Here is a 15050-nt window from a genome sequence, read left to right on the forward strand (position 1 = left end):
TTGAGGTTAACGAATATGTTAAATAAAAACCTAATAGAAGAGATTCTTGATATTGCTCTCAGACATGGGGGAGAATTTTCAGAAATATTTTTAGAAAATTCTCATTCCCTTTATTTTTATTGGGATGATAGAAAGGCGGAAGAAGTAACTTATGGAGAGGATATAGGGGCTAGTATAAGGATTATTCAAGGAGACAAAGTATATTATGGTTATACTACTGATATAAGTGAATTGGGTTTAAAGAAGCTTGCTCATGATTTATCAGAGGTAGTTATTAAAGGAGAAAACAATAAAAAGATAATTCTGGAGGATAAAAAGGAATTTATTACCAAAACATTGAAAGATTATAAATCGGTAAAGGTTGGGGAAAGTATTGATCTTTTGAAAATAATGGATGAAAGTTCAAGAAATTATAGTCCAAGAATTGTCCAATTTACATCAGTAATAAGGAACCATACCCAGGAAATACTTATAGCAAATAGTGATGGTGATTTTGTAGAAGAAAAGAGAGTGCGAAGCGTCGTTTATGGGTTTGCAGTTGGTGAAAAAGATGGACTTATACAAACTGGTTATGAGATTGTAGGAGCTACTTTAGGCTGGGAACTTTTTACTGAGGATTTGGTTAAGAATGTAGCTTTAGAGGCTTCTCGGAGAGCTATTTTAATGTTAGAAGCTGAGGAAGCACCTGCTGGAATTATGCCTGTGATTATTTCTTCTCAGGCTGGGGGTGTTCTAATTCATGAGGCGGTAGGTCATGGTTTGGAGGCAGACTTAGTTGAAAAAGGTGTTTCTGTTTATAAAGGTAAGATAGGGGAGAAAGTAGCTCCTAATTATGTAACATTAGTAGATGCTGGTGTGTTGGAAGAAAAATATGGAAGTTCTTATGTAGATGATGAAGGAGTTAAAACAAATTATAATGTGTTAATAGACAGGGGAATATTAAAGGGTTATATGCATTCAAGAATTACTGCTAAAAAGTTTGGAGTAGCCCCTACTGGCAATGGTAGAAGACAAAGTTTTAGATATCCGCCAATCCCAAGAATGACTAATACTTTTATCCTTCCTGGAAATAGTAAGTTAGAGGATATGTTAGATAAAGTAGAAAAAGGTCTTTATGTGGTAAAAATGGGTGGTGGTCAAGTAGATACAGTCTCAGGAGATTTTGTTTTTGGGATTGAAGAAGGTTATATGATAGAATCTGGAAAAATTAAAAATCCTGTGAGGGGAGCCACTTTGATAGGTAATGGGCCTAAAATCCTTGAGAAAATAGAATTAATAGGTGATGATATTGGTTTTACTCCAGGGACATGTGGAAAGGATGGTCAGGGTATACCTGTTACTGATGGAATGCCCACCATATTAATATCTGAGATTACTGTAGGTGGAACTAAAAAGAGGGAGGATTAAATTTTTTAATCATGTTAGATGTAGAATTTGTTTTGAAACTTCTTAAGAAAAGTAAAGTTGAAGGAGAAATTTTTTATCAAGAAAAGGAAAAACATTCTTTAACAATATATGGTGTAGAGGTAGAAAAATATCAAGTATCAAAAGAACAAGGTATAGGTATAAGAATACTTAAAAAAAACAAGCAAGGTTTTTCATATACTACAGATATTAAGAATGTGGAGGAAGCTATAAATAAGGCATTGGCATATGTTGATTATATGCCTATTGATGAAAGTTGGAGTTTAGTAAAAGATGTGGAAGCCAAGGATATAAAAAGATATATTGAGGATCCTCCGATAGAGGAGAGAATTAACACTCTTAAAGAAATTGAGAAAAAAATATATTCTAAGGATAAGAGAATAAAAAGTATAAGAAATATAGTTTGGGAGAAAACATGTGAAAATAATAAGATAATAAATACATTAAATACTTTCCTTGAATACAATTATCAATATCAATATGTTTATACAGAAATTTCAGCTTCTGATGGGAATAGTGAGAGAAGTGGTTTTGAGTTTGATGCTGGAAGAACCTGGTATGATTTGAATTTTGATAATTTAGTAGATAAGGTTGTGTGGAAGGCTACGAGCTTATTGAGAGCTGAGCCAACCCTATCTAAGCGTACCACAATTTTACTTCCCTCAGATGTGGCAAGCGATTTTTTAGAGCTTCTTTCATATATGTTTATTGCTGACAATGTTCAGAAAAACAAATCATTGTTAAAGGGATTAATTAATCAAAGAGTGGCATCTCCAGTATTGAGTATTATAGAAGATCCTACTGATGAAAGGTCATTGGTTCCAAGGGCTTTTGATGATGAAGGAGTTAAAACATATAAAAAGTATCTTATTGAAGATGGAATATTAAAAGAATATCTTTATAATTTATACACTGCTAATAAAGAAAGAAGAAATTCTACTGGAAATGGAGTGCGTCTTAATTTTAAGAGTCTACCTAAAATAGCCCCCTTCAATATGTATATAAAGCCAGGTATTAGAACAGAGAGAGAGATACTATCTTCTGTAAAAGATGGTATTTATATTATTTCTTTAATGGGATTACATCTTGCAGATACAGTTTCTGGAGATTTTTCCTTAGGTATAGAAGGTTTGCAAATAAAAGATGGTGAATTTTATAAACCGTTAGCAGAGATGACCATTGCTGGAAATTTAAAGGATCTTTTAAATTCAATATCTGAAGTAGGAAGCGAATTATATTTTAAAGGGAATGTAGTTTCTCCAATGATAAAGTTAGAAGATGTTATGGTATCTGGAAAGTAAAAAAAGGAGGTTTCATAGAAAATGGTAAAGATGTTTTCTTCTGCTGATCTTTTAGAAATGGCAATTCACTTGGAAGAAGAGGGTGAAAAATTTTATAAAATGATGGAATCTAAAGTGGAGAAGGAAGACTTAAAAAGACTATTTTCATATCTTGCTGTACAGGAGCATGCTCATGCAATAACTTTTAAAGAGATTTATCGTGAGATTGAAAAAGAAGGTTTTGTATCTGCTTATCCTGATGAAGAAGCTAATAAATATTTACATGCTTGGGTGGATTCACAGATATTTATTGATTGGGATGAACTTACCAAGAAAACTGTATGGAAAAAAGAAGAAGTATTAGATCTTGCTATCAGACTTGAGAAGGATTCTCTTTTATTTTATTATGAGATAGAACCATTTATACCAGAGAAAGATAGAAAAATCCTCTCTGAGATAATAAAACAAGAGAAAGACCATTTATATCAATTAACAGAATTTAAAAAAGGAATGATTTAAATCTCTTTAAGTTTTTCCAAAAATTCTTCAGAGAATTGACCTTTAAATACTTCTTCTACAGGACCTATGAGGTTAACTGTCCAATCTTTATTTATTCTTATTTTTAATTCGCCTCCAGGCATAAGAACCTCTACATAATTATTGACAAGACCTTTCCTATATGCTGCTGAAACTGCTGCACAAGAGCTACTACCAGATGCAAGTGTATAGCCAGCACCTCTTTCCCATATTCTTATCTCTATTTTTTTAGGAGATATCACCTTTACCATTTGAACATTTGTTCTGTTTGGGAAGAGAGGGTGATTTTCCAAAATTGGACCTAATTTTTTAATTTTTTCTTCATCAATATTATCAACAAAAAACACACAGTGAGGGTTACCTATGGAAAGACAGGTTATTTTTATTTTTTCATGATCTATTTCCAATTCTTTGTCTAAAATTTCTTCTTCTTTTGTATTTACAGGAATTTCTTTAGTATTAAAGGTAACTTTTCCCATTTCAATTTCTATACTTTTTGCTTTGTTATTTTTTTCCTCAATTATGTTGGCTTTAACCCTTCCTCCTAATGTGTGTATAAAAAATTCTTTTTGAGAGGTAAAACCATAGTCATATATATATTTAGCCAAAATTCTGAGTCCATTGCCACTCTTTTCTGCTTCACTTCCGTCAGGATTAAAAATTCTGACAGCAAATTCATTATAATTAATCTTTTCAAATACAAGGATGCCATCAGATCCTATACCCATATTTCTATTACATATTAATCTAATGTTTTTCTCGTTTAATATAAAATCAATTTTATTTTTTTCAAGGACTATATAATCATTTCCAAGACCATGACTTTTTACAAATTCCATAACTAATTTTCCTCCCTTCTTTTTTACAGTGATAAAATTAATTATATCAAAAGATTTTAATGAAAGGAGAATGAATAGGTATGTTTTTTAGTGAATTGGCCGAATATTTTAGAAGGTTAGAAATTACTACAAAAAGAAATGAGATGACTGAAATATTAGCCGATTTATTTAAAAGGGCAGATAAAGAAGAAATTGATAAGATAATCTATTTATTAAATGGAAGAGTTGCTCCTGAATATGAAAAAGTTGAGTTTGGTATGTCAGATAAATTAGTATTAAGAGCTATGGCTTTAGCATTTATAGTGCCTATATCAGAACTTGAAAGGGTTTATAAAGAAATAGGAGACTTGGGAGAAATTGTAATAAGATACCATAGAGGAGGAGAAAAGGATTTATCAATTACTGAGGTGTTTAATGTTTTATATGAGATAGCTAGTATCTTTGGAGAAGGAAGTGTTGATGCTAAAGTAAATAGATTGGCTTTCCTTATAAACTCCTTAACTTCAGAAGGAGCAAAATATCTGGTAAGAATAGTTTTAGGGAAATTAAGGCTTGGAATAGGAGAGCCAACAATTATGGATGCTCTTTCTTATGCAAAGGCAAAAGATAAGACTCTAAGGTCTTTTATAGAAAGAGCTTTTAATATTACTTCTGATTTAGGATATGTGGCTAAGGTTTTTTGGGAAGGAGGTACAGAAGCTCTAAAGAAAATCAAGGTACAAGTTGGAAGACCTATAAGGATGGCATTAGCGGAAAGGGTTTCTAAGCCTGAAGAGATCATTAAAAAAATGGGTAAATGCTCAATAGAACCTAAGTTTGATGGATTTAGGTGTCAGGTACATAAAAAAGGTAAAATTATCAAAATTTTCTCAAGAAATTTAGAAGATAATACCCATATGTTTCCTGATTTAGTAGAAGGAATACTTAATCAGATACCTAAGGAGGAGATAATAATTGAGGGTGAAGCTATTTCTTATAATCCCGAAACTGGAGAATTTTATCCTTTTCAGGTTACTGTTCAAAGAAAGAGAAAATATAACATCAGTGAAATGGCAGAACTTTTTCCTCTCCAGCTATTTACTTTTGATATTTTATATGTAGATGGAGAAGATATTACATCCTTACCTTATCTTAGAAGAAGAAAAAAATTAGAAGAGAATATAAAAGAAGGAGATAAAATTTTTATAACAAAGAATATTATTACTAGTGATCCGAAAGAAATACAGATGTTTTTTGAGGAATGTATTAGTGAAGGATTGGAGGGTATTGTAGCTAAGAGATTAGATGCCCCATATCAGGCAGGAGTAAGAAATTTTAACTGGATAAAATTAAAGAGATCTTATCAAAGTCATCTCACAGATACAGTTGATTGTGTGATTCTTGGATATTTTAAAGGGAGAGGACATAGAGCAAAATTTGGAATAGGTGCCCTTCTTGTTGGAGTGTATGATCAAGAGAGAGATCTGTTTAAGACTATAGCAAAAATAGGAACAGGCCCAACGGAAGAGGAATGGGTAAAATTTAGGGAAGTTTTAGATGAAGTAAAAGTTGACCATAAACCCAGTAATGTTGATTCTTTAATAGAACCTGATGTATGGGTAGAACCTAAATATGTGGTAGAAATTCAAGCTGATGAAATAACGAGAAGCCCTGTGCATACATGTGGAAAAGAAACTGATGGATTAGGTTATGCATTAAGATTCCCAAGAGTTATTGGCTTTATTAGAGAGGATAAAGGTCCTTATGATGCAACTTCTGTCTCTGAAATTTTAGAAATGTTTAGAAATCAAAGAAGAGAGAAGGTAGAAGAAGATCAAGAGGTATAAAGGCTTTTTTGCCTTTTTTATATTTTTTCTTGTTCCCCCTCTTGCAAAAGGGAAATATATATGATAGAATTTAATCCGCCCGATGGTAAAGGGCGGATGCACATTAGACAAAGGGAGAAAAGGGAGAGAGAAGAGAGAAGGAAGAAGAGAGGAAGGCATATAGGGAGCGAGGATACAGACCCGAAAGAGAAGGTATGATATATATTGGATGGAGGGTTTGATCCTGGCTCAGGACGAACGCTGGCGGCGTGCCTAAGGCATGCAAGTCGAGCGGTAGCTCCTATTGGGATAACCGATAGGAGTGAGAGCGGCGCACGGGTGAGTAACACGTAGGTAACCTACCCCAGAGAGGGGGATAACACCTCGAAAGGGGTGCTAAACCCCCATATACTTACCGAGCGGAGAGCTAAGGTAAGGAAAGAGTATACAGAGGCAACTCTGTATACTGCTCTGGGATGGGCCTGCGGCCTATCAGCTAGTTGGTGGGGTAATGGCCCACCAAGGCGAAGACGGGTAGCCGGCCTGAGAGGGTGGTCGGCCACACTGGGACTGAGACACGGCCCAGACTCCTACGGGAGGCAGCAGCCGGGAATCTTCCGCAATGGGGGAAACCCTGACGGAGCGACGCCGCGTGAGGGAGGAAGCCCTTCGGGGTGTAAACCTCTTTTCTCGGGGAAGAGAACTGACGGTACCCGAGGAAAAAGCCCCGGCTAACTACGTGCCAGCAGCCGCGGTAAGACGTAGGGGGCGAGCGTTGTCCGGATTTACTGGGCGTAAAGGGCGTGTAGGCGGCTTAGCAAGTCAGATGTGGAAGCCCCAAGCTCAACTTGGGGAGGCCATCTGATACTGCTAAGCTAGAGGGCAGGAGAGGAGAGCGGAACTTCCGGTGTAGCGGTGAAATGCGTAGATATCGGAAGGAACGCCGGTGGCGAAGGCGGCTCTCTGGACTGGCCCTGACGCTGAGGCGCGAAAGCTAGGGGAGCGAACGGGATTAGATACCCCGGTAGTCCTAGCCGTAAACGATGGGCACTAGGTGTGGGGAGTCAGACTCTCCGTGCTGCAGCAAACGCGATAAGTGCCCCGCCTGGGGAGTACGGCCGCAAGGCTAAAACTCAAAGGAATTGACGGGGGCCCGCACAAGCGGTGGAGCGCGTGGTTTAATTCGATGCTAAGCGAAGAACCTTACCAGGGCTTGACATGCAGGCTGAAAGCTTACCCGAAAGGGTAAGTGCCGAATGAGGGGGTTTTCCCTTATTTGGAGCCTGCACAGGTGGTGCATGGCTGTCGTCAGCTCGTGTCGTGAGATGTTGGGTTAAGTCCCGCAACGAGCGCAACCCCTGCCCTTAGTTGCCAGCGGGTAAAGCCGGGCACTCTAAGGGGACTGCCGGCGATGAGCCGGAGGAAGGTGGGGATGACGTCAAGTCAGTATGCCCCTTATGCCCTGGGCTACACACGCGCTACAATGGGTGGTACAGAGGGGAGCGAAGCCGCGAGGTGGAGCGAATCCCTAAAGCCACCCCCAGTTCAGATCGCAGGCTGCAACTCGCCTGCGTGAAGGCGGAATCGCTAGTAACCGCAGATCAGCCACGCTGCGGTGAATACGTTCTCGGGCCTTGTACACACCGCCCGTCACACCACGAGAGTCCGCAACACCCGAAGTCAGGCGAAGAGCCTGCCGAAGGTGGGGCGGATGATTGGGGTGAAGTCGTAACAAGGTAGCCGTACCGGAAGGTGCGGCTGGATCACCTCCTTTCTTATGGAGAAAGAAAAGTGCTCTCTTTTTCCTTTATCTCTTCTCCCTCTTTTCTCCTTGTATCTTTGTACCTTAGACAAGAGAAGATAGAGAGGGATGATGCAGTAATCAGCCGGGCGTCAAAGTAGAAAGGGCGTACGGTGGATGCCTAGGCACCAAGGGCCGAAGAAGGACGCGGCAGGCGGCGAAACGCCCCGGGGAGCTGCGAGCAAGCTATGATCCGGGGATTTCCGAATGGGGAAACCCACTCTGGGTAATGCCAGAGTATCCCTAAGGGGAAACTCTTAGGGAGGGGAACCGGGGGAACTGAAACATCTTAGTACCCCGAGGAGAAGAAAGAGATAATCGATTCCCTGAGTAGTGGTGAGCGAAAGGGGAGGAGCCTAAACCTGAGTGGTGGAGAAGCTCGCGGGTGTTGCCACTCAGGGGTAGAGGGATAAGGCCGGAGGGAGCCGCGACTCTCTCGTAAGGGAATACATACTTAGCCGAACAGTCTGGGAAGGCTGGCCAAAGAGGGTGAGAGCCCCGTAGGCGAAAAGTATGTATCTCTTATGGGCCTTAGTCCCGAGTAGCGTGGGGCACGTGGAATCCTGCGCGAATCAGGGCGGACCACCGCCTAAGGCTAAATACCCTTGGTGACCGATAGCGCATAGTACCGTGAGGGAAAGGTGAAAAGAACCCCAGAGAGGGGAGTGAAATAGAACCTGAAACCGTACGTCCACAAGGAGTAGGAGAGCGATGCTCAAAAGGGGTAACTCTTTTGAGCTGGCTCGACTGCGTGCCTGTTGAAGAATGAGCCGGCGAGTTAATGCGTGTGGCAAGGTTAAGGGAGAGGAGTCCCGGAGCCGAAGTGAAAGCGAGCCTGAAGAGGGCGACTAGTCACACGCATTAGACCCGAAACCAGGCGAGCTACCCATGGCCAGGATGAAGCGGGGTTAACCCCCCGTGGAGGTCCGAACCCGTTAGCAGTGAAAAGCTATGGGATGAGCTGTGGGTAGGAGTGAAAAGCTAATCGAGCCTGGAGATAGCTGGTTCTCCCCGAAATAGCTTTAGGGCTAGCCTCAGCCGATGAAACCTAAGGAGGTAGAGCACTGGTTGGGCGAGGGGCGGGGATCCGCTGCCAAGTCCAGTCAAACTCCGAATGCCTTAGGTGGATAGCTGGGAGTCGGACTGTGGGGGATAAGCTCCATAGTCGAGAGGGGAACAGCCCAGATCAACAGCTAAGGTCCCAAAGTCCGGGCTAAGTGGTAAAGGAGGTAGCTTGGCGAAGACAGTCAGGATGTTGGCTTAGAAGCAGCCATCATTCAAAGAGTGCGTAATAGCTCACTGATCGAGCCAAGCTGCGCCGAAAATACACGGGGCTAAAGCCCGGCACCGAAGCTTTGGGTTCTACCTATCTTCGGGTAGGTAGAGCGGTAGGGGAGCGTTCCGCTGTAGGGAGAAGGCGGACCGGAAGGACCGCTGGACGAGGCGGAAGTGAGAATGCCGGCATGAGTAGCGAAAAGGAGGGTGAGAATCCCTCCCACCGAAAGCCCGAGGTTTCCTGGGTAAAGCTCGTCTTCCCAGGGTTAGGCGGGAGCTAAGCCGAGGCCGAAAGGCGTAGGTGATGCACAGCCGGTTAATATTCCGGCCCCACCTGCTAACCGTTAATACCGAAGGAGGGACGCAGGAGGGTAGGTGCGCCTGGTGGTGACATACCAGGTCCAAGCTCTAAGGGAGGGAGTGTAGGCAAATCCGCACTCCCGATGAACCGAGGAGTGATGGGGAGTCCTCGAGAGAGGGCGAAGGCATTGAGCCCACACTGCCGAGAAAAGCTTCTAGGGAGGTTAGCGGGTGCCCGTACCGCAAACCGACACAGGTGGGCGAGGTGAAGATCCAAAGGTGCGCGGGATAACCCTCGTTAAGGAACTCGGCAAAATGGCCCCGTACGTTCGCAAGAAGGGGTGCCCGAGTAAGGTGAATAGCCTGAAAGGGCCGCAGTGAAGTGGCTCTGGGGACTGTTTACCAAAAACACAGGTCTCTGCTAAGGCGTAGAAGCCGATGTATAGGGGCTGAGGCCTGCCCGGTGCTGGAAGGTTAAGGGGAAGGGTTAGGGGGATACCCGAAGCCCTGAACCGAAGCCCCAGTGAACGGCGGCCGTAACTATAACGGTCCTAAGGTAGCGAAATTCCTTGTCGGGTAAGTTCCGACCCGCATGAAAGGCATAACCACTGGAGCGCTGTCTCAACGAGGGGCCCGGTGAAATTAGAGTGTCCGTGAAGATACGGACTACCCGTGGCAGGACGGAAAGACCCCGTGAAGCTTTACTGCAGCCTGGCATTGAACTTTGGCACCACATGTAGAGGATAGGTGGGAGGCTGAGAAGCAGGGGCGCCAGCCTCTGTGGAGCCGTCGGTGGAATACCACCCTTGTGGTGTTGGGGTTCTAACCCCAAAAGAAGAGCCTTTTGGGGGACAGTGCTTGGTGGGCAGTTTGACTGGGGCGGTCGCCTCCTAAAAGGTAACGGAGGCGCCCAAAGGTAGGCTTGGCACGGTTAGAAATCGTGCCTAAAGTGTAAGGGCGTTAAGCCTGCCTGACTGTGAGGCCGACGGGCCGAGCAGAGACGAAAGTCGGGCCTAGTGATCCGGTGGTCCCGAGTGGAAGGGCCATCGCTCAACGGATAAAAGTTACTCCGGGGATAACAGGCTGATCTCGCCCGAGAGTCCACATCGACGGCGAGGTTTGGCACCTCGATGTCGGCTCACCGCATCCTGGGGCTGGAGAAGGTCCCAAGGGTTGGGCTGTTCGCCCATTAAAGCGGTACGTGAGCTGGGTTCAGAACGTCGTGAGACAGTTCGGTCCCTATCCGCCACGGGCGTAGGAAACTTGAGGGGAACTGCTCCTAGTACGAGAGGACCGGAGCAGGCGGACCTCTGGTGTACCAGTTGTGCCGTCAGGTGCAGGAGCTGGGTAGCCAAGTCCGTACGGGATAAGCGCTGAAAGCATCTAAGCGCGAAGCCCACCCCAAGATAAGGTTTCCCACAGGGAAAACCTGGTAAGGCACCTCCGAGAAGAGGAGGTAGATAGGCCGGAGGTGGAAGCGCAGCAATGCGTGAAGCCGACCGGTACTAATATGCCGAGGCTTTGACGCCTGGCTGGTTACGGTGTGATCTCTCTCAAAGAGGATTTATGATGGAGTTATGAAGGAAGAGGAGGCTACTGGTGATTAGAGCGGAGGGGAAACGCCCGTTCCCATTCCGAACACGGAAGCTAAGCCCTCTAGCGCCGATGGTACTGCCCTGGCAACGGGGTGGGAGAGTAGGTCATCGCCAGAGAGCCTCCTCTTTTTTGTTGATTTTTTATTCTTCCTTGAGTTTAAAACCTTGGATATGGTATCCTTGGGTGTCTTAGCTCGATAATTGTTTTTATAAAACTCTGAGCAATTTTTTCTAATTCTTCTAAGGTTAATTTACTGTTTTCTAATTGTCCATCTATAAGTTTTTCTCTAATTACTTCTCTTATTACTTTTTCTATAGTTTCTGGAGTAATATTAGTAATGGTTCTTGTGGCTGCTTCTATGCTATCTGCCAACATCACTATGGCTGCTTCTTTAGATTCGGGTTTTGGGCCAGGATATCTAAAATCATCCTCAGGCACATATTTTTTAGAAATCTGTAATTGCTTATTGTAAAAATAGTTAATGAGGCTTGTGCCATGATGTTGCTCAACAATATCTATGATGTTTTTAGGAAACTTATAATTATTTAAAATTATTGCTCCATCTTTTGGATGTGATTTGATAATAAGAGCACTTATATATGGAGATAAATTATCATGAGGATTATTTTGGCCTGGAAGAAGGTTCTCTATGAAGTATTGAGATCTTTTTACTTTGCCTATGTCGTGATATAAGGCTGCAGTTCTTGTTATTCTCTCATTTGCTCCAGCTTCTTTAGCTGCTCTTTCTGCTAAGTTTCCTACAATTAAACTGTGATAATAAGTACCTGGTGCTTCCATAAGGAGTTTTCTTAGAAGGGGATGATTTGGATTTGTCATTTCTAATAATTTTAATGGTGTAGCTACTCTAAATAATTCTTCTATGGGAGGAATTATTCCCACTGAAAGAATGGCTGATAAGGTAGGATTAATAAATGAATAAATCATATTTGTATATGTCAAATCTGACTCGTTAAAGATAAGCTTCCCAAAAACAATAAAGGGTATTCTAATTAGTGATATAAGAAAACCAATCTTTACATAATCTGATCTGTTTTCTAATTCTTTGATTTTGTTATTTATGATAAGAAAATCAAAGAACAATAAAATAGGGATAGTATAAGAAAAGGAGAAAATAGAAGAGCTTACTATTATTGTTAGAGAAACGATATAAGATAATGGAAAATCTAATAAAACCGTAGAAATAAATAAAGATGAAGTTAAAGGATTTAAGTAGGGAGAATAGAAAGAGAAAATCTTAGATGAAAGTATTGATAGAGTAAATAAAAAATTCATCAATAGAAAAATATTTAAGTTTTTTTCTATTATTAAATATTTTCTTGTAAAAATGGTAATGGATAATTGGAGAGCTGATAAAGTTAAAAAAAGACTTATAAGTCTCAATATGTTTTTTTGAGAAAGGGTATAGCCTAGGGCCTCTAAAATTATAAATTTATCTCTGGTTATTTTTTCACCCTTTCTAACAATAATTTCACCTTTTTTAATTAGTCTTTCTATAGGTTTAATGGACTTTAATAGTTCTTGTTTTTTTGTTTCTGTTTCTTTTTCATTTATAAACACGTTAGGAACTATCAGTATTTCTGAAAGTTCTTGGGCTATTTGGGCTGGTATATAAATTTCATCTGTTAGGAAATTTATAAATTTTTGTTTTACCTCATCAATCTCTTCTGGTTTAATCCCTTTTGTATAATTTTCTATTAACCATTTCTCTATTTTCTTTTTAATTAAGTTAATTCTTGATGAAGGAAGAGAAGAAAAATACTTAGTTATATTTGAAGATTCTTCTGTAACTATCATTAATTCTGATAGCTTGCTAATATTCTGTAAAATAATATTCTGGTCAATAGTATAAACTGGTTTGAATTGAGAAAGAAGGAGATTTTTTATTCTTTCTGTTTCCTCTTCATCTTTATATATTATAGTTCTTGGTGCTTCTATATTTTTAGGGGCTATATTTCCCATTTTTAAAGGTGGAGTAATAATAAAATCAATTAAAAGGATAAAAAGATCGATGATTATAAACAATAATAGGGGATAAACTATGTTGTGTTTTGATTTTTCGATCAGATTTTTGTAGGCTTTTCTTAAATTTTTAAAGTTTTTATTAATCTTGACTTTCATTTTGAAAATTATTTTATCATTTATTGACCTCTTTTTCACTATAATATATAATTATTTTGGCACTGGGGAGTAGCCAAGCTGGTAAGGCAGCGGACTTTGGATCCGCCATTCGCTGGTTCGAATCCAGCCTCCCCAGCCAATTTTTATTATAAAAATTCACCTAAGCATGAATGGATTTAAGGCTATAATTTTAGCAGCAGGACAAGGTAAAAGGATGAGAACTGAGCTTCCAAAGGTTCTTCATCCCCTCTATGAATCTAATCTTTTAGAGTTTTTACTTGATACAATAAAGTCGTTTTTTGGGGAAAATTATATATTAGTTGTGAGCCCCAAAATAAAAGCGTTAATTTCTGATAATGATCACATGGTAGTTCAAGATGTTCCTTTAGGTACGGGTGATGCAATAAAAAGGGCTGAAGAAAAACTTGGTGATTTTAGCGGTAATCTGGTAATATTTCCAGGAGATGTACCTTTAGTGGAAGAAAATACAATAAGAGGTTTGTGTAGGGAACATATAGAAAAGAATAATGATTGTACCTTAGTAACTACTTTTTTAGAAGATCCTAAAGGATATGGAAGAGTTGTACGTGATTTTAATGGTAATGTTTTGAAAATTGTAGAAGAAAAAGATGCAAATGAAGAGGAAAAGAATATCAAGGAGATTAATACATCTATTTATGTTTTTAAATGGATATATCTTAAAGAAATTTTACCACTTTTATCTAATAATAATGCTCAAGGAGAATTTTATTTAACTGATGCGGTTAAATATTTTGTTGAAAAAGGTAAAAAGGTTGGTGTTTTTCATGTAAATAAGGAAGAGGTGTTAGGAGCTAACACTCAGGAAGAGCTTGTATTTTTAAGAAAAATATTAAAGAGTAAAATAAATAAAAAACATATGGAAAATGGTGTTATTATGATAGAACCGGAGAATATTGTAATAGGAAAAAAAACTAACATAGAGCATGATGTTGTTGTATATCCTTTTTCTTTCATATTTGGAGATATTAATCTGAAAAAGGGAGCAATAATTGGTCCTTATTCATATATAAATATAAATAAAAGAATCAAAGGAGAGTAATTATGGCACATAAATGTTTAGCTTTGTATAGTGGGACCTCTAATAGGGAACTTGCTGAAGAAGTAGCTAAATATTTAGGTATTGAGCTTGGAGAAATAGAAATAAGAAGATTTTCAGATGGTGAGATATATGCAAGGATTTCAAAAAGTGTAAGAGGAGCAGAAGTATATGTAATTCAGTCTCTTGGTAGTAGAGTGAATGAATACTTTATGGAACTTTTAGTAATAATTGATGCTTTAAAAAGGGCATCTGCAGATGAGGTTACAGCTGTAATTCCATATTATGCTTATGCAAGACAGGATAGAAAAACTAAATCTCGAGAACCTATTTCTGCTAAGCTTATAGCTAATATTCTTACGGTTGCTGGGGCTTCAAGGGTTGTAACTATGGACCTTCATGCTGGGCAGATTCAGGGGTTTTTTGATATTCCTGTTGATAATTTAACAGCTTTACCTCTTTTTTCAAGGTATTTTCAGGATAAAAATCTTAAAGATCCTGTTGTTGTATCACCTGATATTGGGGGTGTTACAAGAGCAAGAGCTTTAGCAGAAAGATTACATTCCCCTCTTGCTATAATTTATAAAAGAAGGCCAGCTCCAGAGGTGGCAGAGGTTGAGGAAATAATTGGAGATGTTGTAGAAAGAGATGTTATTATATGTGATGATATAATTACAACAGGGAATACTCTTTTTTCAGCAGCAAAGCTTTTAAGAGAAAGAGGTGCAAGAGATATTTATGCAGCTGTTACACATGGTATCTTAACAAATGATGCCCATAAGAGATTAGAAGAATCTGAGATAAAAGAATTAGTAGTAACTAACACAATACCAATTCCTGTAGAAAAAAGAGTCCCAAGGCTTACTATAATATCAGTAGGTAATCTTTTAGGAGAAGCTATTAAAAGGATCTCAAATAAGGATTCCTTAAGTTCATTATTTGACTAAAAAATTAGTTAAAATTAATTTAAGGAGG

At 39.8% G+C, this 15050-nt stretch carries 9 protein-coding genes, 1 tRNA gene and 3 rRNA genes; 11 read left to right on the plus strand and 2 right to left on the minus strand.

Annotated features, from left to right (window positions below):
* Window positions 1-15: 15 nt before the first annotated feature.
* From ACY3JO_RS04255 to ACY3JO_RS04265, 3 genes are read left to right on the plus strand one after another with little or no spacing between them, the layout of a single operon-like run.
* Window positions 16-1407 (plus strand): TldD/PmbA family protein, encoded by a 1392-nt coding sequence (locus tag ACY3JO_RS04255; protein WP_463085571.1) that lies wholly within the window; start codon window positions 16-18, stop codon window positions 1405-1407.
* Between the two features lie 11 nt (window positions 1408-1418).
* Entirely contained in the window at window positions 1419-2726 is a 1308-nt protein-coding gene (locus tag ACY3JO_RS04260; protein WP_463085572.1) for a TldD/PmbA family protein, read from the plus strand.
* Between the two features lie 21 nt (window positions 2727-2747).
* The gene (locus tag ACY3JO_RS04265) at window positions 2748-3224 is read left to right on the plus strand and encodes a ferritin-like domain-containing protein (protein ID WP_463085573.1); all 477 of its coding nucleotides are present in this window, start codon (window positions 2748-2750) and stop codon (window positions 3222-3224) included.
* On the opposite strand, the gene dapF is transcribed toward ACY3JO_RS04265, so the two are convergent.
* On the minus strand, window positions 3221-4081 hold the full coding sequence (dapF, locus tag ACY3JO_RS04270; RefSeq protein ID WP_463085574.1) for a diaminopimelate epimerase: 861 nt from the start codon (window positions 4079-4081) through the stop codon (window positions 3221-3223). The two genes, ACY3JO_RS04265 and dapF, sit on opposite strands and share 4 nt — an antisense overlap.
* An 80-nt stretch (window positions 4082-4161) precedes the next feature.
* Here dapF and ACY3JO_RS04275 point away from each other — a divergent pair, with 80 nt between their 5' ends.
* The 5 genes from ACY3JO_RS04275 (at window position 4162) to rrf (ending at window position 10974) form a co-directional block, all read left to right on the plus strand.
* Complete coding sequence (locus ACY3JO_RS04275) at window positions 4162-5907, plus strand: ATP-dependent DNA ligase (RefSeq protein WP_463085575.1); 1746 nt, start codon at window positions 4162-4164, stop codon at window positions 5905-5907.
* Window positions 5908-5967: 60 nt separating this feature from the next.
* The gene (locus ACY3JO_RS04280) at window positions 5968-6105 is read left to right on the plus strand and encodes a hypothetical protein (RefSeq protein ID WP_463084247.1); all 138 of its coding nucleotides are present in this window, start codon (window positions 5968-5970) and stop codon (window positions 6103-6105) included.
* Window positions 6106-6112: 7 nt separating this feature from the next.
* Window positions 6113-7660: ribosomal RNA gene (locus tag ACY3JO_RS04285) — 16S ribosomal RNA — on the plus strand.
* Between the two features lie 117 nt (window positions 7661-7777).
* Window positions 7778-10791: ribosomal RNA gene (locus tag ACY3JO_RS04290) — 23S ribosomal RNA — on the plus strand.
* A 66-nt stretch (window positions 10792-10857) separates the two neighbouring features.
* Window positions 10858-10974 (plus strand): 5S ribosomal RNA (gene rrf, locus ACY3JO_RS04295).
* The 16S, 23S and 5S rRNA genes sit together here, the layout of an rRNA operon.
* A gap of 40 nt (window positions 10975-11014) precedes the next feature.
* On the opposite strand, the gene ACY3JO_RS04300 is transcribed toward rrf, so the two are convergent.
* Window positions 11015-12997: an HD family phosphohydrolase gene (locus ACY3JO_RS04300; RefSeq protein WP_463085576.1), complete on the minus strand. Its 1983-nt coding sequence runs from the start codon at window positions 12995-12997 to the stop codon at window positions 11015-11017.
* A 63-nt stretch (window positions 12998-13060) separates the two neighbouring features.
* Between ACY3JO_RS04300 and ACY3JO_RS04305 the strand changes: the two genes are divergently transcribed.
* The 3 genes from ACY3JO_RS04305 to ACY3JO_RS04315 all read left to right on the plus strand — a co-directional run bounded on the left by ACY3JO_RS04305 (window position 13061) and on the right by ACY3JO_RS04315 (window position 15022).
* Window positions 13061-13136: transfer RNA gene (locus ACY3JO_RS04305), tRNA-Gln, on the plus strand.
* 27 nt (window positions 13137-13163) lie between these two features.
* Complete coding sequence (locus ACY3JO_RS04310) at window positions 13164-14078, plus strand: sugar phosphate nucleotidyltransferase (RefSeq protein ID WP_463085577.1); 915 nt, start codon at window positions 13164-13166, stop codon at window positions 14076-14078.
* A 2-nt stretch (window positions 14079-14080) separates the two neighbouring features.
* The gene (locus ACY3JO_RS04315; protein ID WP_463085578.1) at window positions 14081-15022 is read left to right on the plus strand and encodes a ribose-phosphate diphosphokinase; all 942 of its coding nucleotides are present in this window, start codon (window positions 14081-14083) and stop codon (window positions 15020-15022) included.
* Window positions 15023-15050: the final 28 nt, after the last annotated feature.

This window comes from Dictyoglomus sp. LHC4, assembly GCF_055181355.1.

What these genes read in the sequence shown, in the direction of transcription:
- ACY3JO_RS04275 (WP_463085575.1), top strand. Translation starts at nt 4,162, where the DNA reads ATGTTTTTTAGTGAATTGGCCGAATATTTTAGAAGGTTAGAAATTACT.
- ACY3JO_RS04280 (WP_463084247.1), top strand. Translation starts at nt 5,968, where the DNA reads ATGATAGAATTTAATCCGCCCGATGGTAAAGGGCGGATGCACATTAGA.
- ACY3JO_RS04260 (WP_463085572.1), top strand. Translation starts at nt 1,419, where the DNA reads ATGTTAGATGTAGAATTTGTTTTGAAACTTCTTAAGAAAAGTAAAGTT.
- ACY3JO_RS04265 (WP_463085573.1), top strand. Translation starts at nt 2,748, where the DNA reads ATGGTAAAGATGTTTTCTTCTGCTGATCTTTTAGAAATGGCAATTCAC.
- ACY3JO_RS04310 (WP_463085577.1), top strand. Translation starts at nt 13,164, where the DNA reads ATGAATGGATTTAAGGCTATAATTTTAGCAGCAGGACAAGGTAAAAGG.
- ACY3JO_RS04300 (WP_463085576.1), bottom strand. Translation starts at nt 12,997, where the DNA reads ATGAAAGTCAAGATTAATAAAAACTTTAAAAATTTAAGAAAAGCCTAC.
- ACY3JO_RS04315 (WP_463085578.1), top strand. Translation starts at nt 14,081, where the DNA reads ATGGCACATAAATGTTTAGCTTTGTATAGTGGGACCTCTAATAGGGAA.
- dapF (WP_463085574.1), bottom strand. Translation starts at nt 4,081, where the DNA reads ATGGAATTTGTAAAAAGTCATGGTCTTGGAAATGATTATATAGTCCTT.
- ACY3JO_RS04255 (WP_463085571.1), top strand. Translation starts at nt 16, where the DNA reads ATGTTAAATAAAAACCTAATAGAAGAGATTCTTGATATTGCTCTCAGA.